This is a genomic window from Ensifer sp. SSB1 (genome assembly GCF_016652895.1).
Taxonomy (GTDB): Bacteria; Pseudomonadota; Alphaproteobacteria; order Rhizobiales; family Rhizobiaceae; genus Ensifer.
Genome location: NZ_JAEPRP010000052.1, coordinates 12352 through 33877, shown reverse-complemented (window position 1 = coordinate 33877; position 21526 = coordinate 12352). Strand labels below are relative to the sequence as shown.

Genomic DNA, 21526 nt, shown 5'->3' with positions numbered 1-21526 from the left:
TGTCGCGGCGCGCAAGAAACGCTACGGGACCTTTGAGTTGCATTTGGCCACGGATCGAGCCCAAGCAAAGGAAACCTGAAGCAACCAAGCCGACCGCATCATCGATCACGCCGATCCGATCGAGATCCGATAATGACGACGAATCCGACAGGGGCGCAGCATTCTCCAACCCACATGGTCGTGGCACTCAAGGCCTGCACGGGGGCGTTCCTGCTGGTCTTTCTCTATAGCTGCGCCTACAACCTGTTCCTGCTGGCGCCCTCCATCTACCTGCTGCAGATCTACGATCGCGTCATGTCGAGCCGCAGCGTCGACACGCTGGTCATGCTGACGCTCATCATTTCCGCGGCGGTATTGGTCGGCTCGATCCTTGATATCGTGCGGCGCGCCGCGCTGTCGCGGATCGGCAGCTGGCTGGATCATCGCTTGCGGCCCGTCGTGCTGACAGCGTGTTTCGAATACGGAGCCCGCGCCGAAACGGGTCTCGCCAACGACTGCTACCGGGACCTGTCGATCCTGCGCCAGTTCCTCGACGCCCCGGCCAGTTCGCTGCTCTTCGACATTCCCTGGGCGCCGATCTTCCTGCTGCTTCTGTTCCTCGTCCACCCCTTGCTCGGAACCATCGGGCTCTTCACCGCGCTCGCCTTGCTTGCGCTCGCCATCGTGACCGAGCTCTCGACCCGCCAGCCCTTGATGAAAGCGAACCTGGCGCTTTCCCGCAGCCATATGCGCTTTGCGACCGCGCTGCGGTACATCCAGGTCATCCGCGCGATGAACATGCAGAACGGCGCCGCTCAACTCGTCTACCGCGACGCTGAAACTGCACGACAGGCGCAAGACGATGCGATGAAGCGCACCGAGACCATTCTCGGACTCTCGAAGTCCGTACGCATGCTGGCGCAGATCCTGATGATGGGGTCGGCCGCATGGCTTGTCGTGGAGGATAGTGGAAACCCCGGCATCATCTTCGTCTCCAGCCTGCTTCTCGGCCGCGGACTTGCACCGATCGAAGGCGCGATCGGCGCATGGCGCGCTGTCGCCTTCACCTATGCCGCCTACAATCGCATCAACACGATGCTGATATCGATCGCCGCGCAGGACAGTGCCCGCACGATACCAATTCCCGAAGCGGGCGGCCTTGTGCTTGAGCGCGTCGGCTACACGCTTCCTTCGGGCAACCGCCAGATCTTGAATTCCGTCACCTTGCGGCTGTCACCGGGCGACTGCCTTGCACTGATCGGCCCATCCGGCTCCGGAAAGTCGACGCTTGGCCGCATCATCGCGGGCGTCCAGCCGACGACCATCGGCTGCGCCCTGCTCGGCGGTGTCGATATCTCCACCCTCCGGCTCGGTGGCTGCATGCGGCATATCGGCTACCTGCCGCAGGACATCGAACTCTTCGGCGGTGCGGTGAAAGACGTCGTCGGCCGGCTCGATGGAACCGACGTCGGCAAGGTCATCGAAGCGGCAAAGCTCGTCGGACTGCACGATACGATCATGCAACTGCCGCAGGGCTATGAGACGGATATCGGCGACGGCGGTGCAACCCTGCTTCGCGCCCAACGGCAACAGCTGGGACTGGCGCGCGCCGTCTACGGCAATCCCGCGCTCGTCGTGCTCGACGACCCCAATTCCAGCTTGGACTATGACGGCGAACGCCGGTTGTTTGCGGCCATCACCCGCATGCGCGCCATGGGGATGATGGTCATCATCATCACGCATCGCATGGGCATTCTGCCCGTGACCAACAAGATCGCGATCATGCGCAACGGCACGATCGAAGCCTTCGGCGACAGCGACTGGGTCTTCGATACCTATCTGCACCCACCAGCTCGAGCCGGCACGTGAGAAGGGAGGCGCGACAACGATGGAGCTCATCAAATCCGACCTGACCCGACCCGGAACAGAAATCGTGGGCTATGCCTTGGACGCCAAGGGCAACGCTGGCACCCAGCCCGCGACGGCCGTCGCTGCCATCCTGCCTATGACGCTTGCCGAAGCCTCGCCGATGTCGCGGCTGCGGCATGTCGCCTGGACGGGAAACCTGCTGATCGGCTTCTTCGTTTTCGGCCTCGGCATCTGGTCGGTTCTCGCACCGCTCAGCAGCGCGGCGATCGCGTCCGGAGTCGTCGAGACCGAAGCGAACCGCAAGACCATCCAGCATCTCGAAGGCGGGATCGTCCGGCGGATCCTTGTCCGCGACGGCGATGCCGTGTCTGCCGGCCAGGTGCTGATCAAGCTCGACGATACGAAGCCGCGATCCGAGCGGGATAACCTTCGCGGCCAGCTCTGGGATGCTGAGGCGCGACAGGCGCGACTGACGGCCGAGCGGGAGGGATCGGACCACGTCACCTTTCCGCCTGATCTCGTGGAGCAGGCCGGCAACTACCGGGTGATCCATGACATCCTCGACGGACAGCAGAACATATTCGACGCACGGCGCCAGGTGATGCAGTCCGAAGTCGTGATCACGCAGCAGAAGATCAAGGAAGTGTTGGAGGAAGTCGCCGGGCTGAGCGCCCAGAAGGCCTCCCTGATTGAAAGAAGCTCGATATCGCGCCAGGAACTCGAGACCGTCTCGGCGTTGACCGAGAAGGGCCTCGAACGGCGAAGCCGGGCCCTCGTCCTGGCACGGGAGAAGGCCGACATCGGCGGCCAGATCGGCGAAGTCTCCGCACGCATTTCTCGTGCCCATCAGGTGATCAGCGAGTCGCAGTCCTACATCGTCAAGCTGCGCAGCGACCGACTGAATGAAGTCGCGCTCACGCTGCGCGACACGGAGAACCAGTTGGCTCAGCTGCGTGAACGGCTGAGCGCCATAGACGATCAACTGGCAAGAACCGAGATCCGGGCGCCCGACGACGGGGTGATCATGGACCTGCGTGTCCATACGACAGGCGGCGTCATCGGCGCCGGAGAGCCGCTGGCCGACCTCGTGCCGGACGCGGGTGCACTGGTCGTGGCAGCACGGGTGAAGCCGGAAGACATCGCCCAGGTCCACGCCGGGCTCGAGGCTCAGGTTCATCTCATTCCTTACAACCAGAGGCGGGTCCCGCTGTTGAAAGGCACGGTTTCCTATGTGTCCGCCGACAATCTGGTCGACCGGATGACCGGCCACACCTACTACGCCGCAACGATCCGCGTTACCGATGAGCGGCTCGGCCACTTGCCGGGCGTGGAAATGGTCCCGGGCATGCCGGTGCGGGCCATGATTGAGACCGGTACGAGCAGCGTGGCGCTTTATGCGCTGCGTCCGTTGATTGACAGTTTCAACACCGCATTTCGCGAGAACTGAATCATGCCCCGCGGAACGCCGTCGGCGTACCACATGGGCTCGATTTTTCGACCCCGCGATCAGATGTGCCAGTCGGTTCCCCGAAGGACAGCCGCGATGGGCAAACGTAAGTTCAATGACGACGAAGTCCTGGAGATCCTGAAGGAGCATCAGTACGGTGCAACCGTCGCCGATGTCTGCCACCGGCACGGCATCAGCCAGCCGACATTCTACCGGTGGCAATCACTGCAAAGCAGGGGGCCCAACTTCGACGCCGAGCGCGTAAAGGCGCTCGAAGTGGAAAATCAGAAGCTCAAGAGGCTGCTGGCCGAGGCCATGCTGACGGCAGCAACCCTTAGCGAGATGCTCGAAAAGACATCACGTTGACGACGCTGCTGCCGTTGGTGGCGACACCATGACCGTTGCCGGCGGTTCCCCGGTCGGCAAGCAGGGCCACGACCTCGGTGCGGTTCTGCACCTGTAATTTGCGCATGATGTGCTGCAGATGCATTTTCACCGTATGGTCGGAAAGATTGAGCTTGCCTGCGATCACCTTGTTCGAAGACCCGCAGCGCAACTCGGCAAGGACATCCGCCTCGCGCGGCGTGAAGTCGGCGAGCACCAACTCGCCTCGATAGGCGCTGATCTGCGCCCTGTCACTCTGGCGTGCAACGGCGGCACAATCGGTAAGCGCGGCAAGCGGGTCTGGACAGAAGATGCCGCCTGCAAGAACCAACCGCAAACCGGCAAGCGCCAATTCGATCCGCAAGGACGTGGTGAAGAAGCCGCGAACCCCCAGTTTGAGGACATCGGCCGCGGTCGCCTTGTCGTCGGTGTCCGAGAGCACCGCAACCGGCACTTCCGGAAAACGCTTGCGGATTTCCGCAAGCTCGCCATGCAAATAACACCCGCCGTCGTTTCGCGCACTCAGGTCCAGCACAATCAAACGCACGTCGTAACCGAGCGCCTGGTCAAGGCTGTCGGTCGAGACCATATCGATAAAATTCCAACCGGAGAGTTCGTATTCGAGAACGGCGACGATGACGCTGCGTACCAACGTCTGATGTTCTATGACGATTCCGGTCGGCGTACGGTCCTTGCGGCACGGCGTTCCTGAACTGATGGACATGCGTCACCCCCAGGATTCGTTTGCAACAAGTTAGCGACGCCTAAAATATTTCCGTTCTGATAGTCTGTCATGAGAAAATCAGAATTAATCCGATCGGGCTGCTTCTCTAACCAATTGAAAATACTAGGAAGTTGCGATAACTCCCGCGGAACTTGTAACATATCTTGAGCAGAGAACCTGAGAACCTCTCGGGAAGAGAGCAGAGAAGCGCAACCATAAGCCAAAGCCAACACCGAAGCGCACGCAAAGGGCGCAATCATTGCTTCAGCAGCAGCGGAAAGCATCGGGTCGCAGTCGGCAATGTCCTCAGAAACCGAAGGACTGCTGCGTCGGTTCGGGTGGCTGCCCCAGATGTACCCCTTCCAGCTCCAGCATGCGGGTCTTGGTGGTGGAACCGCCGGGCGCAGAGAAACCGCCGATCTTGCCGCCGGCGGCCAGCACTCGGTGACAGGGAATGATCAGGGAAACCGGATTCTTGGCCATGGCCTGCCCGACATCACGCGCCGCCTCCGGTCCGGCTCCCAGCTCTTTCGCGAGCGCCCCGTAGGTGGTCGTCTGCCCCCAGCGCAGCGCGCGTGTCGCGGCGTAGATGCGCCGGAAAAGCTCGTCCTGCCCATCCAGATCGACAGCAAAGCCGGTGAAGTCGACTTCCTTGCCATCAAAGTAACGTTGGACCGCCTCCACCGCTTCCCGAATTTCGGGTGTCGGCTGAGCTGACTCGGCAGAGGACAGCCGCTTCAGCAGGAGCCGTTCGGTTGCCTCGGCCGTACGGGTCGGCAATTGGAAACGCGTGATACCGACATCGTTCCAGGCAATGCCGCAAAAGCCGGCCGCGGTTTCGAAGATGAAATAGCGATGTGCTGCCTGGCCCATCTGCCTGGCCTCCCTCATGTCTCTGTCATCAAAATCGTGCCTGCGCGGCTCAAATTCAACCCGTTTCCTGCCCCGACGCCGTCGAGACCAGCGCTTGGTCAGCGGCGCGCATCGTCGCGAGAGTCGCCATTTGCGAAAGCTTTACGGTTGCAAGGCAAGGTTCCGCGCGAACATCAGGAGACGACGGTGGACATCCTGCATACCCCGACGATCATGCTCAGTTCATTCGTGACACTGGTGATCTTCGCCGTTTTCTTCGGCCTTGCCTGGCGGCAGGAGCGCAAGAGCTTCGAACTGCTTCTATGGTCTTCGGCCTTCGCCATCGGCGCGATTGGTTTCGTGCTTTTGACGCTGCGCGGCGACGGCTACAGCTTCATCACCATTTCGCTCGGCAATGCGCTCGCGGTGCTGGCCCTTGCCATGATCTGGCTCGGCCTGCGCGCCTTTGACAATCAGCCGCTGAAGGTCGCCTCCGCTCTTCTCGGACCGTTTCTCTGGATCGCCGTGACCTACTTCTCTGAGTACGTCCGCGAGAGTGTCACGAGCAGGATCATCCTCTACTCGATCCTGATCTTCGCCTATTCTGCGTTGATCGCACTCGAGGTCTTCCGATCGGAGTATTTCCGCCGGTTGCCGAGCTCCTATATCGTCGCCTTCGTTTTCGCCACGCACGGCGCGCTTTATCTCGCCCGTATTCCGCTGATCGTGCTGGGGCCGCTCGCAGGCAATACGGCGGCGGGAACCGCACAGCCGCTTTGGTATCAACTTCTGACCTTCGAGCTGTTCTTTCACAGTCTCGCCGGCGGCTTCGCCTTCTTCGCGCTGGTGAAGGAGCGAACGCAGCAGCGCTACAAGCTTGCCTCAGAAACCGACGCCCTGACGGGCGTGCCGAACCGGCGCGCCTTCCTCACGCAGCTTGATACCCATCTCGCCGCGGGCTCGGCAAAAGGAGCACTGCTCTATCTCGACATCGACCACTTCAAGGCGATCAATGATCGCTTTGGGCACGCAGCCGGTGACCAGGTGCTGGTCGAATTTGCCGAGATCGTTTCCAGGGCCGTGCCCGCTGACGCTTTCATCGCACGCTTCGGCGGCGAGGAATTCGCCGCCTGCCTGCCCCACGCGGACCGGTTGGGCGCGCTCGCCATCGCCGACGGCATTCGCACCTCGCTCGAAGCGCGCCGGCTCGGCACGGCCAAAGGCGTCCTGTCAGCAACCGTGAGCATCGGCGTCGCCTTCGCAGAAGGGCACGAGGATTCACACGCGCTCATCTCTTCCGCCGACGCGGCTCTGTATGCGGCGAAGACCGCCGGACGAAACGCCGTTTGGTCAATGGATGCGGACCGCGTCCCTCGTTTCTCCACCGGACTTGCCAACGGCGGCACTGCAGCGACGGCGCTGTTTTCGCTGAAAACCTCAAGGGGTGGCACGGCACCAAGAGCGCCGAACGTATCCTGACTGCCGATCGGCGCTGTCACCGCAGATTTCTCAGAAATCGAGCATCCGGTCGAATTGCGAGTTGCGAACGGCGACACGCCCGTCGAAGGAGACTTGAACAGCGCGCCCGGATCGGCCATCGACGGCATGGATATGCAGATGCGGCTCGGTGCTGTTGCCGGAGTTGCCGACCTCACCGATCGGGGTGCCGGCAGATACAGCCGCTCCGGCCGAAACAACAATGCTTCCCTGGCGCAGATGCGCAAGTTCCACCTGCATGCCGTCGCAGGCAAGGATCACGTGATTGCCGGCTGGATTGTTCCCGTCGGTCGTAGGTGGCGACAGATCCGGCAGTCCATCGACCGCAGCGATCACTTCTCCCTCTCAAGGACTGATCACGGTTTTCCCGAAGATCGCGTAATCCCGGGGATCTTTGGGCAGCAGCCCCAGGGCACGAATGCCAGCGGCATCGACGGCCGTAATGTCGAGGGCATGCCTTTGCGCCGGGTGGTCGCTGTGATGGTTGAGGATCCCTATGCCGCCACCCTGGGCGACGACGAAGCGCCCACCCGTCAACGGAAACGAAAGGTCGCGGGGATCATCGCGCACGGACATCCCCCCGATGACATAGGCGAGCGCCGCACCGAAAACGCCCAGCGAGGCGATGGTCGGGACAAGACTGCGCCACAGCGCCCCGCGATCCCCGGAGAGCCAGGGTCGGCCCGCGTGCCGCACCGCTGAGGCTAGAGCCGCGATGATGGCAAGAACCGCAAGCGCGAGGCCGGTCCACAGCCCGGCAATGTCCCAGCGACCAAGGAGCATGACCAGCGAGATCAGCACGACGCTTTCGGCAAACACCAGAAACCAGCCAAGGCGCGTGGGCTCGTCAAGGCGCCAGAGGCGCCAACTGAAGGCAAGCGGCAGCGCGATACAAAGGACCGACATAAAACCGACAATTGCGATCATGAAACCTCCCTTTGCGCGCAATGCGTTTCCTCATGTGGGTTCGGCACTGTTTACACGGTAGTGGAATAGGGATATTTTTTATCCTTAATAGATACGCATTGGCATCTGCCGGACGAACACATGATTCTCAAAAGCCAAGTCGAATGGGCATTGCATTGTTGTGCCATTCTTGCCGGCCTGCCTGAAGGCCGCTACCTCTCAACCAAGGCGCTGGCGGAGTTCCACGGGCTTCCCAAGGAGTATCTTTCGAAAGCGCTGCAGAGCCTTTCGCAAGCCGGGCTCGTCCACACGACCCTCGGTCCGTCGGGCGGGTATCGACTGGCCAAGCCGCCGGCCGAGCTTTCCTTTCTCGATATCGTCGAGGCGGTCGAGGGCAAGTCGAGAACCTTCGTTTGCACCAACATCAGGGCCAACAATCCCTGTCGGGCACCGGGCTATTGCGAAAGCACGCCGTGCGCGGTGGCGCGCATCATGTGGGAGGCGGACGAGGCCTGGCGCGACAAGCTGCGGAGCGTGCGCTTGTCCGACCTGATCGACATTCTCTCGAAGGAAATTCCGTCAGACCTCTGGAAGCGCAGTTTCGAGTGGGTACTAGGGCGCGCTGGATAAACGAGGCCTGACCTCCACCTCGGCAGGGGAAGCGTAGAAGTATGCCTGCGCTGGCAATGCCAGCGAAAGACCGTCTTGCCGGCATCGGTCGTGGACGCGCGCGATCACCTCGTTGCGTGCGGGTGTCCGTTCCGCCGGGCTTCTGACGCGAAACTGCAGTTCAACCTCGATCGCCACGGCGTCGATCGCCTTGAGGGCGACAATCGGTGGCGGATCGCGCACGATACGGGCGCAATCCTGCAGCGCCGCGCGCATCACCTCTTCGACGCGCTTCGGCGAGTGGCTTGCCTCTACGCGGATCGGCAATGGAATCTGATGCGTTTCATCAGGACGGCTGAGATTGGTGAGCCCGACCTTGGCGAGCGCGCTATTCGGCAGGACAACGACATTGTGCGCACCGGTAAGCAGGAAGGTCGAGCGCCAGTTGTTCTCGATCACACGGCCCTCCGTCCCGTCGCCAAGCGTTATCCAGTCACCGATGGCAAAAGGCCGCCCCAGTGTCAGGGCGATGCCGGAGAACACGTCGCCGAGCGTATTTTGAAGCGCGAGGCCGACGATGATGGCGACCACGCCAGAGGTTGCGACCAGCGTGCCGATCGGCGCCTTGAAGACGAAGCCCAGGACCGACAGCGACACGCCGAGATAGACGACGACGACGATCAGATCCTGCAGCAGCCGTGCCTCCTGCGGCCGCTTTTCAAGAACGATGTAGATGCGCACGAAACCGATGAGGGACCAGGCTAGATGCGTCCACCACAGCACGCGCGCCGACGTCGCCAGCAAGGCCGCTGCACCTTGGAGGTGCTGATCATCGCTCCTGTGCGGCATGATCCCGGCCAGGATGAGGACCGCGGTCATCACCGTGAAGAACAGGATCTGAACGATCAGCCTTGCCGTCGGGCGACCACGCCCCTGCAAGTGCCAGACGGCTATGCCGGTGACCCCGAGAAGGTTGATCAGCAGCAACGGCAACGGCAGGTGTTCGGCAAACATGGCAGGCTCCAACGGTTGCACCCCCAAGGAAGGGCCGGCTGCGCGATCGGCACCCGACCCTTCCGATGCATCACTTCGTCATCGGGTAGGTGAGTTCTTTCTGGGCGGTATCGACGACGAAGACCGCAAGCAGCTTGGCGGGCTCCGTTTCGCTGCCATTGGCACTGACGCCGTGCCGATCGCCGGGCATCTCGGAAAAGCTCTCGCCAGCCTTGTAGACCTTGACCGGGCCGTCATTAACCTGGCTGCGGATCGAGCCTTCCAGCACCGTCGCATAGATGAAGGCCGTGCTCGGATGGGTGTGTGCCTCTGAAGACCCGCCAGGCCCGTACTCCACCAGAACGCCCTTGATGCTCTTGCCGGGAACGTTCGGCAACTCGTGCTCGTAGACCAGTGTGACTTTGGCGGCGTCACCGGCAACAGCACTGCCGAACAATGTTGCGCTGACCGCGAGCGCGGCGATGAGAGACTTGATCATGTCGAATATCCTTTCAAGGCTGGGTAAGGCGCCGAGCGGCGCATAGTGCTGTCACTTGCGGGGCGCCGTCGCGAACCACTCTTCGAAGGTGATCCGGCCAAGACGCGGATTGTTGTCGGAGACGAGCGAGCCGTCTTCCAGCAGGGCGCCGAAATAGCGCGCCTCACGATCGGGCTCGACCTTGCGGCTGTCGCCGCTGGCCTTGAGATAGCGGGCAACGAGGTCGCTGAGGCGCGAGCGCTCGGGGCCGGCAATCTCGATCGTACCGTTGACGGGAGCAGCCAGTGCGACGGCGGCCATCGCGTCGGCGACGTCGTCGGAGGCGATCGGCTGCACGTAGGCCGGCGACAAGCGCACCGTGTCACCGACCGCTCCCGATTGCGCGATACCACCCAGGAACTCCATGAACTGGGTCGAATGCACGATCGTGTAGGGGATGCCGGACGCCTTGATCAGTCTTTCCTGGGCGAGCTTGCCACGGAAGTAGCCGCTCTCCTGCAGCCGCTCGGTGCCAACGACCGAAAGCGCGATGTGATGTTTGATGCCGGCAGACCTTTCCGCGGCAAGCAGATTGCGGCCGGAGGTTTCGAAGAACTCGAGCACCGCCTTGTCCTCGAAAGAGGGCGAGTTGGCGAGGTCGATCACGATCTCGCAACCGGTAAGCGCCTCGGCAAGGCCCTCGCCGGTCATCGTGTTGACGCCGGTGTTCGGAGAGGCGGCGATCACCTCGTGACCCTGCTTGCGAAGGCGTTCGACTGTCTTGGAGCCAATCAGGCCCGTTCCGCCGATGATGACGACTTTCATGGGATCCTCCATTCGCTGCGGCCGTTGCGCCGCAGCGCTCAATCATTCTGGGATAGCGGTCAGTTCAGTCCGGCCTTGTCGAGGCCGTAGAGCTTGTCGGCCGAACCGGGCACGGACTTGAAGGCGATGCTGACGCGGTTCCAGGCATTTATGACCATGATGGAGAAGGTGAGATCCGAGATTTCCTTCTCCGAAAGCTGGCCACGGACACGCTCGTAAAGCTCGTCCGGAATGCCGCCTTCGGGCAGTTTCGTGAGCGCCTCGGTCCAGGCAAGCGCTGCACGTTCGCGCGGGATGAAGAGGTTCGATTCACGCCAGATCGCGACGTGATAGAGGCGCAGTTCGCTCTCCCCGTGGATCTTCGCCTCCTTCACGTGCATGTCGACGCAGAAGGCGCAGCCATTGATCTGCGAGGCGCGGATGTTCACGAGGTCGCGGATTTTCTGTTCGATGACGCTGTCCCTCAGGCTGAGGCTCAGGTCAGAGATTTTCTTGAAGAAATCGGGTGAGTGCTGTGCGTAGTTCAGGCGCTGTGTCATGGGGTCGCTCCGTTATTAAGGATATTTGGCATCCTTATGGATACAAGATATCCTTAATATCTGGACAGTAAAGCGCAACGGGCATACACTCGACGCATAAGGCTTATGTCGAAACGTTTGGGGGACCCGATGGACATCGTCTCAGCGCTGAGAGCTTTCCTGCGCGTGGCGGAGACGGGTTCGTTTTCCGCCGCCGCGCTCGACCTCAACCTGACGCAACCGGCCGTCTCGCGGCAAGTGTCGGCGCTTGAGGAGTACCTGAACACGCGCCTCCTCCACCGGACGACAAACGCGCTGGCGCTTACCGCCGAGGGCGAACACATGATCCCGATGGCGCTCAGGGTGGTGGAAGCGGTCGACGCCCTCAACGAAGCCTCATGCACCGAAACGGCCATGGTTGCCGGCCGGGTCCGCTTGACCCTACCCGCCCCGCTCGGCCTTTATGTCAGCGATCGGCTCGCCGCTTTTCTCGCGCGTCATCCCGGCCTTTCGGTCGAGTTGATCTTCCGTGAGGAGCCATCGGACCTGGTTGGCGAGGGTATCGATCTCGAAGTGCGCCTCGGCCCCGTGACGGACAGCAGCCTGATGTGCCGACGCATCGGCTGGACGACCGCCTTCCTCGTCGCCGCACCCGGCTATCTCGACGGACGAAGCACGCCGAAAACGCCGGACGAGATCGAGGGGCACGAGTGCATCTGCTATAGCCGCGCCGGAGACGGACGCTCCTGGACCTTTTCCGATGGATCCGATGATGTCTTCGTGCGCATTGCACCGCGTCTCGTCGCCAACAACGCCGTGGCCGTGCATCGCGCCGTCCTGGCGGGAAGCGGCCTTGCCATTCTTTCACATATCCTTGCCTGCCCGGACATCGAAGCAGGCAGGCTGGTGAACGTGATGCCGGACTTTCCGCCGGGGCGCCTGCCGATCAGCGTCGTCTATCCGTCACGCAGGAACATGCCGCTGCGTGTCAGAACCGTTCTCGACTTCCTCGTGCAGGTCATTCGGGAAGACCCGTTGATGGCGTCCGCCTCCTGACCGAGCAACGCCTCGTTCAACGTTGCCCGGACGTCGCGCGCAACGGGAGACCGCTGAAGGTCTTGATCTCCTTCAGCACGAAGGTCGTCTGCATCTCCTTGATGCAGGGCAACCGCCGTACGACCTTCATGGCGAAATCCGAATAGGAATCGAGGTCGGACGAAACGACTTGAAGAAGAAAGTCCGCGTCGCCGGCAATGCTGTAGCAGGCGACGACGCTGTCGAGCTTCATCACCTCGCCGGCAAAGGCATCGGCCTCCGCCTCCGTATGGCTGTCGATCTTCACGCGGATGAAGGCGAGCACCCCAAGACCGATTTCCTTCCGGTTCAGCACCGCCATATAGCCCTGAATGACGCCGTCATCCTCAAGCTGGCGCACGCGCCGCCAGCACGGCGAGGTCGACATGCCGACCTCGTCGGAAAGCGCCTGATTGCTCAAGCGACCATCATTCTGCAGCGCGGTCAAAATCTTCACATCCGCAGGCGTCAGCGTTGTAGGCATACTCTACCTCATTCACTTTATTCTCAGGTAGATGCTACCTCACATGCGCATTTCGTCGCAACATCCGAAAGAACTTACCCGGGCGACCGGTCTATTCTCCCCATCGACAAACCGAGAAGGAATAGACCACCGTGCTTCACGACATCCGCCTCGCCATCATCGTCAATCCGGAGCTGCCGCCGGGCCATCTCGCCAACACCATCGCGGCGATATCCATCGGCATCGGCTCGGCGATGCCTGATCTTGGTAATCGGCGACTTACAGACAACAGAGAGAATACGATCGATATCAGTTCCAACCGGCCCGTTCCGATCCTCCAGGCCGACAGCCAGACGATCGGCGTGTTGCTGCTCAGGGCGCTGCCGAAAGAGAAAGACCGCATCGTCGTGCCGTTTCCGGCGTTTGCGCGCTCGCTGCACAGCTATGCGGACTATGAGGCACAGTTTCCGGAACGCGATCTCTCTGCCGAAACGATCGACGGCATCGGATTGGCCGGCGCTTCCAAGTGGGTCAAATCGCTGACAGGATCCTTGAAACTGCTGCGCTGAGGCGCGTTCCGGAACGGCACGGGAGGCCGTGGAGCGGGACATTCCGGCTTGGCGTGTATATTTTTTTCATCGCGACCAGACCAATACCACGATTGGTGGCGACACATTCGCAACACTGCCGGCCATTCAACCGGAAAGACATAGCTTTCCCGCTTTGCGACTGTTTCCTGCCTTGACGACAGCTGCCCCGCACGACAAGCTCTGAAAACGATTTTCAGAATATCAGAATTCCATCAGATGCCGCATCGGCTCCACGGTTTTAGCCGCTGCCGAGGCTGGATCGCGCGATACGATACCTATCGGGGAACAATACGCATGACCAATCAACGGCTCATCATGCTGATCTTCTTCCTTCAACCGATCGCCTTCGGCGCCTGGCTGCCACGCATTCCCGATGTGCAGCAGCGGCTCGGCCTCGGCCCCGCCGACCTCGCGATCGCGCTTCTCGGCATGCCGGTCGGTATCCTCCTCACACTGCCGTTTGCCGGCCGATTCGTTGCCTGGATCGGCGGTCGCGCCACGATCCTCTATGGTTTCGTCGTCTTTCTGGCCCTCGTCTGGCTGCCGACTTGGGCCTCGAACATCGAAGTGCTATTCCTGACACTCGCCATCGTCGGCGTGGCGCTGGCAACGTTGGAGCTCGGTCTCAATGTCGAAGCGGACGCAATCGAGAAGCACTCCGGACAGCTGATCATGAGCACCTGCCACGGTTTCTGGAGCCTCGGCATCATGACCGGCAGCCTGATCGGCGTCGGCTTCGCCGCGCTCCATGTGGCGCCGGAATGGGCCGTACCGCTGACGGCTGCGGTCATGCTGCCGATCAGCGTATTTTTCGCCAGGAAACTGCCCCTCCTCAAAACCGGGGAGGCGACGGCTGCGCAGGCGGCACCGTCAAGGCGACGACTGCCAAGCTTTGCACTGCTCGGCGTTTGCTTCTTCGTCGTCGGCATCACCATGACCGAAGGCGCGGTGGCTGACTGGTCGGCGGTTTTCCTGCGCGATGTCTTCGGACTTTCCGGTGCCAGTGCCGGCTTCGGGTACTCGATCTTTGCTTTCATGGTGGCGGCCGGCCGTTTCGCCGGCGACCCGCTGAAGGCGAGCTACGGACCGGTAGCGGTTGCGCGCGCCTGCGGCGTCGCCAGTATTGCCGGCCTGGTTCTGGTCGTGGTGAGCCCCGTCGCCTGGGCAGCGCTTCTCGGCTTTGCCGCTATGGGCTTCGGCGTTTCCGTCGGCTTCCCGCTCGCAGTCACGGCAGCCGCCGACCAGACCGACCGGCCGGCGGCCGCCAGCGTCGCCATCCTGTCTTTCATCGCACTCCTCGGCTTCCTGCTCGGACCGCCGCTCATCGGCCTGATTGCCGAGCACAGCGACATGCGCTTCGGCCTCGGCGTGCTCGTTCCCTTCCTCGCTGTCAGCCTGCTCTTGACCGGACGGCTCAAGCCCGCCGCGCGCGTGAGCGCGCAGGACACCCAGCAAGCTGCCAGCCGCGCGTAGCGGCGATCGCGATAGGTAACGCGAAAGCCCCGACCGATTTCGGCCGGGGCTTCTTCGTTCATCGGCAGGCGCGGCTTATTTGCGCGCTGCCATGGTGGTGTAGCTGGTGATGAGGTTGCGATAGTCGGGGATGTGGTTGGAGAACAGCGTACCGAGCCCCTCGATGTCGTTGCGCCAGTCGCGGTGCAATTCGCAGGCGACGCCGAACCAGGTCATCAGCTGAACGCCGGCGGCGGTCATGCGCGACCAGGCGGAATCGCGGGTCACCTCGTTGAACGTGCCGGAAGCGTCCGTCACCACGAAGACCTCAAAACCTTCCTCGATCGCCGAGAGCGCCGGAAACGCAACGCAGACTTCGGTCACCACGCCGGCGATCAGCAACTGCTTCTTGCCCGTCGCCTTCACCGCCTTGACGAAATCCTCGTTGTCCCAGGCGTTGATCTGGCCCGGACGGGGAATGAAGGGCGCGTCGGGAAACAGTTCCTTCAGTTCCGGTACCAGCGGGCCGTTCGGACCGTCTTCGAAACTGGTCGTCAGCACCGTCGGCAGCTTGAAGTACTTGGCGAGGTCGCCAAGTGCCAGAACGTTGTTCTTGAACTTGTCCGGGTCGAAGTCGCGCACCAACGACAGGAGACCGGTCTGATGGTCGACGAGCAGGACGGCAACATCATCCTTGTTGAGACGTACATAGGGCTTGGTCATCGGAAGTCCTTTCCTTCGGTTGGTTTCCATCACCGCCGGCAGCGTTCGTTGCCGCCTGATCCGCTGTGATTGACAGTAGGCTACTGCAGGACCGCTGACGCAAAAAGATTGTGAATTCCGACGCAGCGTCCTATTGATAGAACGATGCAGGATCTGAACGACCTCTATTATTTCGTGCAAGTGGTGGATCATGGTGGCTTTGCGGCTGCAGCACGGGCGACCGGAACGCAAAAATCCCGGCTCAGCCGACGCATTGCAATGCTGGAGGATCGGATCAGCGTCCGACTGATCCAGCGTTCGCCGCGCCGGTTCTTCGTCACCGATGTCGGCCGCGAATATTACCAGCGCTGCGTCGCAGTGCTGATCGAGGCCGAAGCAGCCGACGCCTTCATCGCGCAGCACCAGGGGGAACCGCAGGGGACCATCCGGGTGAGCTGCCCAACGGCGCTGATCTCCTTCCAGTTCGCCCGACTTTTCGCCCGATTCATGACCGCGCATCCAAAGATCAGTCTGCAGCTCGAAAGCACCAACCGCCGCGTGGACGTGATCGCCGAGGGCTTCGACGTCTCGATCCGGGTCCGGTTTCCGCCACTGGAGAGAAGCGAGCTCGTCATGCGCAAGCTCGATGACAGCTCGCAATATCTCGTCGCCAAACCGGGATTCCTGAGGGAGCCGATCCAGACGCCCGAGCAGCTGACGGGGCTCGCCAGCCTTGCCTGGACTTCGGCCACACATAGCTATGAATGGTGGCTGGAGAGTTCTGCCGGCGAGCAGGCGGTCATTCGGCACGAGCCACGCTTCCTGACCGACGATATGGCGGCGCTGCGCGAAGCCGCGCTCGACGGCGCCGGCATCGTGCAGCTACCGACGATGATGATCTGGAAGGACCTGGTGGCAGGGACGCTGGTGCCGGTGCTGCCGCAATGGCGGCCTGCATCCGGTATCGTGCATGCCGTCTTCCCCTCGAAACGCGGGCTTCTGCCGTCGGTTCGCACCTTCATCGACTTTCTCGCCCAGGAATGCGCTGCCGATCGCCTGACGATCGATGAGAGCCTGGCATGGCCGGCGAAGAACCCCCATATGGAGACCTAACGCGCTTCGACGGCACCTCTTCGCCTCGATCCGCCGACCCATGCGCAGGGCGCATAGTAGCCATTCCTTGCATCCCGCGTCGCTATTCACGACATTAATGAAGAAGCCGCGTTCGACGCCGGCTCCCTTCAGCACTCCATCACAGTCGTAGACTTTTCCCCCGGCCCTGCGCCGGCGCGGCCAATTCCGGCTTGAACAATAGGGAAGGTAATCATGCAGACTTCTGCCAAGACGCCCGATGCCAAGACACTGGACAAGATGACGCTCAACGAGCGCTCGGACATGATGGCGCTCGTTGCGGACGCACTCGAGGCAACGGCCGAGAAGGCCTATGAGATCGGCGACGACCGGTTCGCGCAGAACTCGATCAGCCTCGCCAATATCATCACCAGCTGTGCCGATGACCTGGTCGTTGGCGACCTGCCGGCAGCCGAACTGCTGCTGCAGCAGGGCATCGCGTTGCTCAGCCTGTTTCAGGGCGAGCCCCGCGAGTTCACCCTGCACTAAAGCTTGGAAAAACGGCCGACGTCTCGCCGACCGTAACCACATTCTCCGGTCGGGGACGTCCTCGACCGGCCCTGGCGGCCTTGCGACGGCCACTGACCATCAAGCTTCTCACGCGCCTTCGAGCGCAAGGTCGACCGCAGCCAGCGCATGGATCTCGGTCGTATCGAACACCGGGACCGGGCTATCGGCCTGTGAAATCAGCAGCATGATCTCGGTGCACCCCATGATGATCGCTTCCGCGCCCGCATCGACGAGCCGTGCGATGACAGCGCGATAGGCGTCGCGTGAATTGTCCTTGACGATGCCGGCAACCAGTTCGCGGTAGATGATCTCGTGCACCTTGGCGCGGTCTTCCGCCCCCGGCACCAGCACATCGAGACCGAATGCGTCCTTCAGACGGCCCTTGTAGAAATCCTGCTCCATGGTGAAAGCGGTTCCAAGGAGGCCGACCTTTCTGAACCCCGCCGCCTTGATCTTCTCGGCCGTCGGGTCGGCGATATGAAGCAGCGGGATCGACACTGCCGCTGAAACATCGGCAGCCATCTTGTGCATCGTGTTGGTGCAGATCATCACGAAATCGGCGCCGCCGGCTTCCAGTCGACGCGCCGCCGCAATCATCTCCTCGGTCAGGGCCGGCCAATCGCCATGGTGCTGCAGCCGCTCTATCTCGCCGAAATCCATCGACCACATCAGCGACTTTGCCGAGTGCACGCCGCCCAGGCGCTCGCGAACCGTCTCGTTGATGATGCGGTAGTATTGTGCCGAGCTCTCCCAGCTCATGCCGCCAATCAGGCCGATGACCTTCACCCTATGCTCTCCCTTTTCGAACCGGACTCTGAGCTAACAAATCGCGCGCCATCGCGATAGCTCCAGCGACCGTCTACGCCTGGGACACAAGGCAATTGCGGGGCGCAACGCCGGTCTCTTTCACCCGCCTTCCTTGCCCCCAACAACCGACCTTTCGGCAAAGCTGCATGACACGACGACGACAACCGGTTGACATTTCCGGTTTCGTGGACTTTTATATTCCAAAATAAAGAACGACATAGCATAACTATGGAATATGAGGAGGAGCAAATATGAAATCGACTAAACTTGCCTTGCTTATCGGAACGGCACTCGCGGTATCGGCATCATTCGCCTTCGCGCAGGAAAAGGGTGGCGTCATCAATGTCGCGACGGTCGGGGAGCCACCGACACTCGACCCGATGGCCTCGACCGCCGACCTCGTCGGCATCGTTTCGCAGCACATCTTTGAAACGCTCTACACCTTCGACAAGGACTGGAAGCCGACGCCGCTTCTGGCCGCCGCCCTGCCCGAGATCAGCGCCGACGGCAAAACCTACACGATCAAGCTGCGATCCGGCGTCAAGTTCCATGATGGCACGGATCTCGACAGCAAGGACGTCGTCGCCTCGCTCGAGCGCTGGACCAAGGTCGCCTCGCGCGGCAAGCAGACAGCCACGACGATTTCCGGCATCGAGGCGGTCGATCCGCTGACGGTGAAGATCTCGCTCAGCACGCCTTATGCGCCGCTCGTATCGCTGCTCGCCTTCAACAACTCCGCAGCAATCGTGCTGCCGTCTGAAAAGCAGGCCGAACCGATGACCGATTTCGTCGGCACCGGTCCCTACCAGCTGAAGGAGCGCAAGGCGGACCAGTACATCCAGCTGACCCGCTACGACGCCTACAAGTCGCCGGAAGGCGAAGCCAACGGCTACGGCGGCGCCCGCCACCAATACGCCGACGAAATCCGCTTCGTGCCGGTTCCGGATCCGAACACCCGCGTCGAGGCCGCCGTTTCCGGCCAATATGACTATGTCGATAGTCTGCCGGTCGAATCCTTCGAGCGCGTGAAGGGTTCGAGCGCTTCCGATCCCGTCATGCTGCAGCCCTTCGGCTGGCCGGTCTTCGTGCTCAACTCCGGCAACGGCATGACCAAGAACCTCGATCTGCGCAAGGCGATCCGCGCTTCGCTCAGCATGGAAGACATGATGGCGGCCGCTTTCGGCACCACCGACTTCTATGCGCTCGACGCCGCTCTCTATCCGTCGCAGTTCACCTGGCGTACCGATGCCGGTACAGAAGGCGCCTACAACATCGCCGATCCGGAAAAGGCCGGCGAACTGCTGAAGGCTGCCGGCTACAAGGGCGAACCGCTGCGCATCCTGACGAGCCGGCAGTACGAGTTCCACTACAAGATGGCGCAGGTCGCGGCCGAATATCTGAAGCTCGCCGGGTTCACCGTCGATCTGCAGGTGGTCGACTGGGCGACGCTGACCCAGCGCCGCGCCGACCCGACGCTCTGGGACATCTATATCACCCACAGCCCCTTCCTGCCGGAACCGGCCCTCATCGGCATGATGTCGACCAAGGCGCCCGGCAATTGGGATACGCCGGCGCGCGCCAAGGCGGTCGATGCCTTCAACGCCGAATCCGATCCGGCCAAGCGCGTGGCACTCTGGGCCGACGTGCAGAAGGTGATCTTCGAGGAAGTGCCCTTCATCAAGATCGGCGACTTCAACGCGCTCTTGGCAAAGGCCAAGACGCTTGACGGCGTCTCGCCGGCCCCGTGGCCGTATTTCTGGAACGCTTCGATCAAGAAGTAAGCTCCCACCCTCCCAGGGACTTCGGCAGGCGCCCGGCCATTGGCCAGGCGCCTGCCGCAAGGGCGCGCCGCACTTCATCCACGTTTCGCGGTTGAGGCGCACAGGAAAGGTTCGAGGCCACCATGTTACGCTACATTCTCCAGCGGTTGATGGGCATGATCGTCGTCATGGCGATCGTCGTCACGATCGTCTTCGTCATCGTCCGCGTGACGCCGGGTGATCCGGCCGCCGTCATGCTCGGTCCGGAAGCGACCCAGGAAGACATCGCTGAACTGCGCACCCGTCTCGGTCTCGACCAGTCGCTCGGCCTGCAATATGTCTATTACATCGGACAGTTGCTGCAGGGTGACCTCGGCCAATCGATCTTCCTCAATCAGCCGGTGACCTCGGCGCTCGCAGAGCGCGCCGAACCGACCTTCTTCCTGACGCTGTTTTCGATCGTGATCGCCTGTGCGATCGCGCTACCGATCGGCATCTACGCCGCCTACAGGCGCGGCTCCTTCGTCGACCAGGCGGCAACAACGCTGGCCATGCTCGCCGCCAGCATTCCAAGTTTCTGGCTTGGTCTCATCCTGATCCAGGTGTTCGCCGTGCGCTTCGGCTGGTTCCCGGTCTCCGGCTATGGCGGCCCGGGCTCCTCCTTCACTGAGCGCATGTACCATCTGACCTTGCCGGCAATCGCACTCGGCGTCGTCTCCTCCGCATTGATCCTCAGGTTCACCCGCGCCTCGATGCTCGACGTGCTTGGCGACGATTTCATCCGTACGGCCCGCGCCAAGGGCCTCGGCGAGCGCAAGGTGGTGATGAAACACGCGTTGAAGAACGCGCTGATCCCGATCCTGACGATCATCGGCCTGACGGCCGCCGTGCTGATCTCCGGCGCTGTCGTCACCGAAACGGTCTTCGGTCTTCCGGGTGTCGGCAATCTCGTCGTCTCCGCCGTGCTTCGTCGCGACTATCCAGTGATCCAGGGTGCTCTGCTCGTCATCGCCGCGCTCTACGTGCTGATCAATTTCGCGATCGACATGCTCTATCTCCTCGTTGATCCAAGGGTGCGCTACTGATGGCTATCACCGTATCCGCCCCCTCCGAGAGCGAGGGCCGCAAATTCATCCGCCGGCTGCTGAAGCGCAAGACAGTCGCCTTCGGCCTGATCGTACTCACCGTTTTCGTCCTGCTCGCTGTCTTCGCGCCGCTGATCGCGCCTTACGCGCCCGGCAAGCTGTCGATCGTCAACCGCCTGCAGCCGCCGAGCCTGCAATGGTTCTTCGGCACCGACGAGTTCGGCCGTGACGTCTTTTCCCGCACCATCTATGCCGGCCGATTGTCGCTGCTCGTTGGTGCCGCCGTCGTTACGCTCGCGACCGTGATCGGCGTCGTGCTCGGCCTGCTTGCCGGCTTCTTCCCGAAGCTCGACACGCCGATCGCCCGCATCATCGACGCGATGATGGCCTTTCCGGACATCCTGCTCGCGATTGCACTGGTCGCAGCACTCGGTCCGTCGCTGACAACAGTCATCATCGCGCTCAGCATCGTCTATGCACCGCGGCTTGCCCGCGTGGTACGCGCTTCCACGCTGGTGATCCGCGAGCTTCCTTATGTCGAGGCGGCCCGCGCGCTCGGCATCTCGACGCCGCACATCATGACGCGCCACGTGTTGCGCAACCTTCTCTCGCCCGTTCTGGTGCAGGGCACCTTCCTCTTTGCCCATGCGATGCTTGCCGAGGCCGGCCTCTCTTTCCTCGGCGTCGGCGTCAGCCCGGAAATCCCCACCTGGGGCACGATGATCGCCTCCGGTCGCCAATATATCGGCCAGGCCGACTGGGTGACGCTCTTCCCCGGCATCGCCATCGTGCTTTCGGTGCTGTCGCTACAGATGGTCGGGGACGGCCTGCGCGACATGCTCGACCCCCGCCTCAGAAAGGACCTGTAAGT

General features: G+C 62.0%; 24 protein-coding genes. 13 read left to right on the top strand and 11 right to left on the bottom strand.

Annotated features, from left to right (window positions below):
* Positions 1-132 precede the first annotated feature (132 nt).
* The 3 genes from I8N66_RS15115 to I8N66_RS15105 all read left to right on the top strand — a co-directional run bounded on the left by I8N66_RS15115 (position 133) and on the right by I8N66_RS15105 (position 3661).
* Positions 133-1848, top strand: a complete 1716-nt coding sequence (locus tag I8N66_RS15115; RefSeq protein ID WP_291154835.1) for a type I secretion system permease/ATPase — start codon at positions 133-135, stop codon at positions 1846-1848.
* Positions 1849-1867: 19 nt separating this feature from the next.
* Positions 1868-3295, top strand: a complete 1428-nt coding sequence (locus I8N66_RS15110; RefSeq protein WP_291154834.1) for an HlyD family type I secretion periplasmic adaptor subunit — start codon at positions 1868-1870, stop codon at positions 3293-3295.
* A 96-nt stretch (positions 3296-3391) separates the two neighbouring features.
* Positions 3392-3661, top strand: a complete 270-nt coding sequence (locus I8N66_RS15105; protein WP_275025267.1) for a transposase — start codon at positions 3392-3394, stop codon at positions 3659-3661.
* Here the strand turns inward: I8N66_RS15105 and I8N66_RS15100 are convergent.
* Both I8N66_RS15100 and I8N66_RS15095 read right to left on the bottom strand, forming a co-directional pair.
* Positions 3630-4403, bottom strand: a complete 774-nt coding sequence (locus I8N66_RS15100) for a response regulator transcription factor (RefSeq protein WP_291154832.1) — start codon at positions 4401-4403, stop codon at positions 3630-3632. The two genes, I8N66_RS15105 and I8N66_RS15100, sit on opposite strands and share 32 nt — an antisense overlap.
* Before the next feature lie 306 nt (positions 4404-4709).
* Positions 4710-5276: a methylated-DNA--[protein]-cysteine S-methyltransferase gene (locus I8N66_RS15095; RefSeq protein WP_291154831.1), complete on the bottom strand. Its 567-nt coding sequence runs from the start codon at positions 5274-5276 to the stop codon at positions 4710-4712.
* 186 nt (positions 5277-5462) lie between these two features.
* Between I8N66_RS15095 and I8N66_RS15090 the strand changes: the two genes are divergently transcribed.
* Positions 5463-6734 carry a GGDEF domain-containing protein gene (locus I8N66_RS15090; RefSeq protein WP_291154830.1) on the top strand — a complete coding sequence of 424 codons (1272 nt, stop codon included), beginning with the start codon at positions 5463-5465 and terminating at the stop codon, positions 6732-6734.
* Between the two features lie 30 nt (positions 6735-6764).
* Here I8N66_RS15090 and I8N66_RS15085 read toward each other — a convergent pair whose 3' ends face one another.
* On the bottom strand, positions 6765-7088 hold the full coding sequence (locus I8N66_RS15085) for a M23 family metallopeptidase (protein ID WP_291154829.1): 324 nt from the start codon (positions 7086-7088) through the stop codon (positions 6765-6767).
* A gap of 9 nt (positions 7089-7097) precedes the next feature.
* Positions 7098-7679 (bottom strand): hypothetical protein, encoded by a 582-nt coding sequence (locus I8N66_RS15080; protein WP_291154828.1) that lies wholly within the window; start codon positions 7677-7679, stop codon positions 7098-7100.
* A 120-nt stretch (positions 7680-7799) separates the two neighbouring features.
* Between I8N66_RS15080 and I8N66_RS15075 the strand changes: the two genes are divergently transcribed.
* Positions 7800-8288: an Rrf2 family transcriptional regulator gene (locus I8N66_RS15075; protein WP_113539089.1), complete on the top strand. Its 489-nt coding sequence runs from the start codon at positions 7800-7802 to the stop codon at positions 8286-8288.
* On the opposite strand, the gene I8N66_RS15070 is transcribed toward I8N66_RS15075, so the two are convergent.
* From I8N66_RS15070 to I8N66_RS15055, 4 genes are all read right to left on the bottom strand, one after another.
* The gene (locus tag I8N66_RS15070; protein ID WP_291154826.1) at positions 8271-9281 is read right to left on the bottom strand and encodes a mechanosensitive ion channel family protein; all 1011 of its coding nucleotides are present in this window, start codon (positions 9279-9281) and stop codon (positions 8271-8273) included. The genes I8N66_RS15075 and I8N66_RS15070 overlap by 18 nt on opposite strands.
* A 70-nt stretch (positions 9282-9351) precedes the next feature.
* Positions 9352-9759, bottom strand: a complete 408-nt coding sequence (locus tag I8N66_RS15065; RefSeq protein ID WP_113539091.1) for a cupin domain-containing protein — start codon at positions 9757-9759, stop codon at positions 9352-9354.
* 51 nt (positions 9760-9810) lie between these two features.
* Positions 9811-10563 (bottom strand): SDR family oxidoreductase, encoded by a 753-nt coding sequence (locus I8N66_RS15060; protein WP_291154825.1) that lies wholly within the window; start codon positions 10561-10563, stop codon positions 9811-9813.
* Between the two features lie 59 nt (positions 10564-10622).
* Positions 10623-11102 carry a carboxymuconolactone decarboxylase family protein gene (locus I8N66_RS15055; RefSeq protein WP_113539093.1) on the bottom strand — a complete coding sequence of 160 codons (480 nt, stop codon included), beginning with the start codon at positions 11100-11102 and terminating at the stop codon, positions 10623-10625.
* Positions 11103-11231: 129 nt separating this feature from the next.
* Here I8N66_RS15055 and I8N66_RS15050 point away from each other — a divergent pair, with 129 nt between their 5' ends.
* Positions 11232-12137 (top strand): LysR family transcriptional regulator, encoded by a 906-nt coding sequence (locus I8N66_RS15050; RefSeq protein ID WP_291154824.1) that lies wholly within the window; start codon positions 11232-11234, stop codon positions 12135-12137.
* 16 nt (positions 12138-12153) lie between these two features.
* Here I8N66_RS15050 and I8N66_RS15045 read toward each other — a convergent pair whose 3' ends face one another.
* Entirely contained in the window at positions 12154-12639 is a 486-nt protein-coding gene (locus tag I8N66_RS15045; protein WP_291154823.1) for an Lrp/AsnC family transcriptional regulator, read from the bottom strand.
* 131 nt (positions 12640-12770) lie between these two features.
* On the opposite strand from I8N66_RS15045, the gene I8N66_RS15040 reads away from it, so the two are divergent.
* The gene (locus I8N66_RS15040) at positions 12771-13187 is read left to right on the top strand and encodes a DUF2000 domain-containing protein (RefSeq protein WP_291154821.1); all 417 of its coding nucleotides are present in this window, start codon (positions 12771-12773) and stop codon (positions 13185-13187) included.
* A 315-nt stretch (positions 13188-13502) separates the two neighbouring features.
* Entirely contained in the window at positions 13503-14681 is a 1179-nt protein-coding gene (locus I8N66_RS15035; RefSeq protein WP_291154820.1) for an MFS transporter, read from the top strand.
* A gap of 75 nt (positions 14682-14756) precedes the next feature.
* On the opposite strand, the gene ycaC is transcribed toward I8N66_RS15035, so the two are convergent.
* On the bottom strand, positions 14757-15383 hold the full coding sequence (gene ycaC, locus I8N66_RS15030; protein ID WP_113539098.1) for an isochorismate family cysteine hydrolase YcaC: 627 nt from the start codon (positions 15381-15383) through the stop codon (positions 14757-14759).
* 144 nt (positions 15384-15527) lie between these two features.
* Here ycaC and I8N66_RS15025 point away from each other — a divergent pair, with 144 nt between their 5' ends.
* Positions 15528-16475 (top strand): LysR substrate-binding domain-containing protein, encoded by a 948-nt coding sequence (locus tag I8N66_RS15025; protein ID WP_291154818.1) that lies wholly within the window; start codon positions 15528-15530, stop codon positions 16473-16475.
* A gap of 213 nt (positions 16476-16688) precedes the next feature.
* Entirely contained in the window at positions 16689-16982 is a 294-nt protein-coding gene (locus I8N66_RS15020; protein WP_113539100.1) for a hypothetical protein, read from the top strand.
* 108 nt (positions 16983-17090) lie between these two features.
* Here the strand turns inward: I8N66_RS15020 and I8N66_RS15015 are convergent, their stop codons facing one another.
* Complete coding sequence (locus I8N66_RS15015) at positions 17091-17789, bottom strand: aspartate/glutamate racemase family protein (RefSeq protein ID WP_291154817.1); 699 nt, start codon at positions 17787-17789, stop codon at positions 17091-17093.
* 272 nt (positions 17790-18061) lie between these two features.
* Between I8N66_RS15015 and I8N66_RS15010 the strand changes: the two genes are divergently transcribed.
* From I8N66_RS15010 to I8N66_RS15000, 3 genes are all read left to right on the top strand, one after another.
* Positions 18062-19591, top strand: a complete 1530-nt coding sequence (locus tag I8N66_RS15010) for an ABC transporter substrate-binding protein (RefSeq protein ID WP_291154816.1) — start codon at positions 18062-18064, stop codon at positions 19589-19591.
* Between the two features lie 122 nt (positions 19592-19713).
* On the top strand, positions 19714-20655 hold the full coding sequence (locus tag I8N66_RS15005; protein WP_291154815.1) for an ABC transporter permease: 942 nt from the start codon (positions 19714-19716) through the stop codon (positions 20653-20655).
* Complete coding sequence (locus I8N66_RS15000; RefSeq protein WP_291154813.1) at positions 20655-21524, top strand: ABC transporter permease; 870 nt, start codon at positions 20655-20657, stop codon at positions 21522-21524. The genes I8N66_RS15005 and I8N66_RS15000 overlap by 1 nt, the downstream gene beginning before the upstream one ends.
* The last annotated feature ends 2 nt before the right edge of the window (positions 21525-21526 follow it).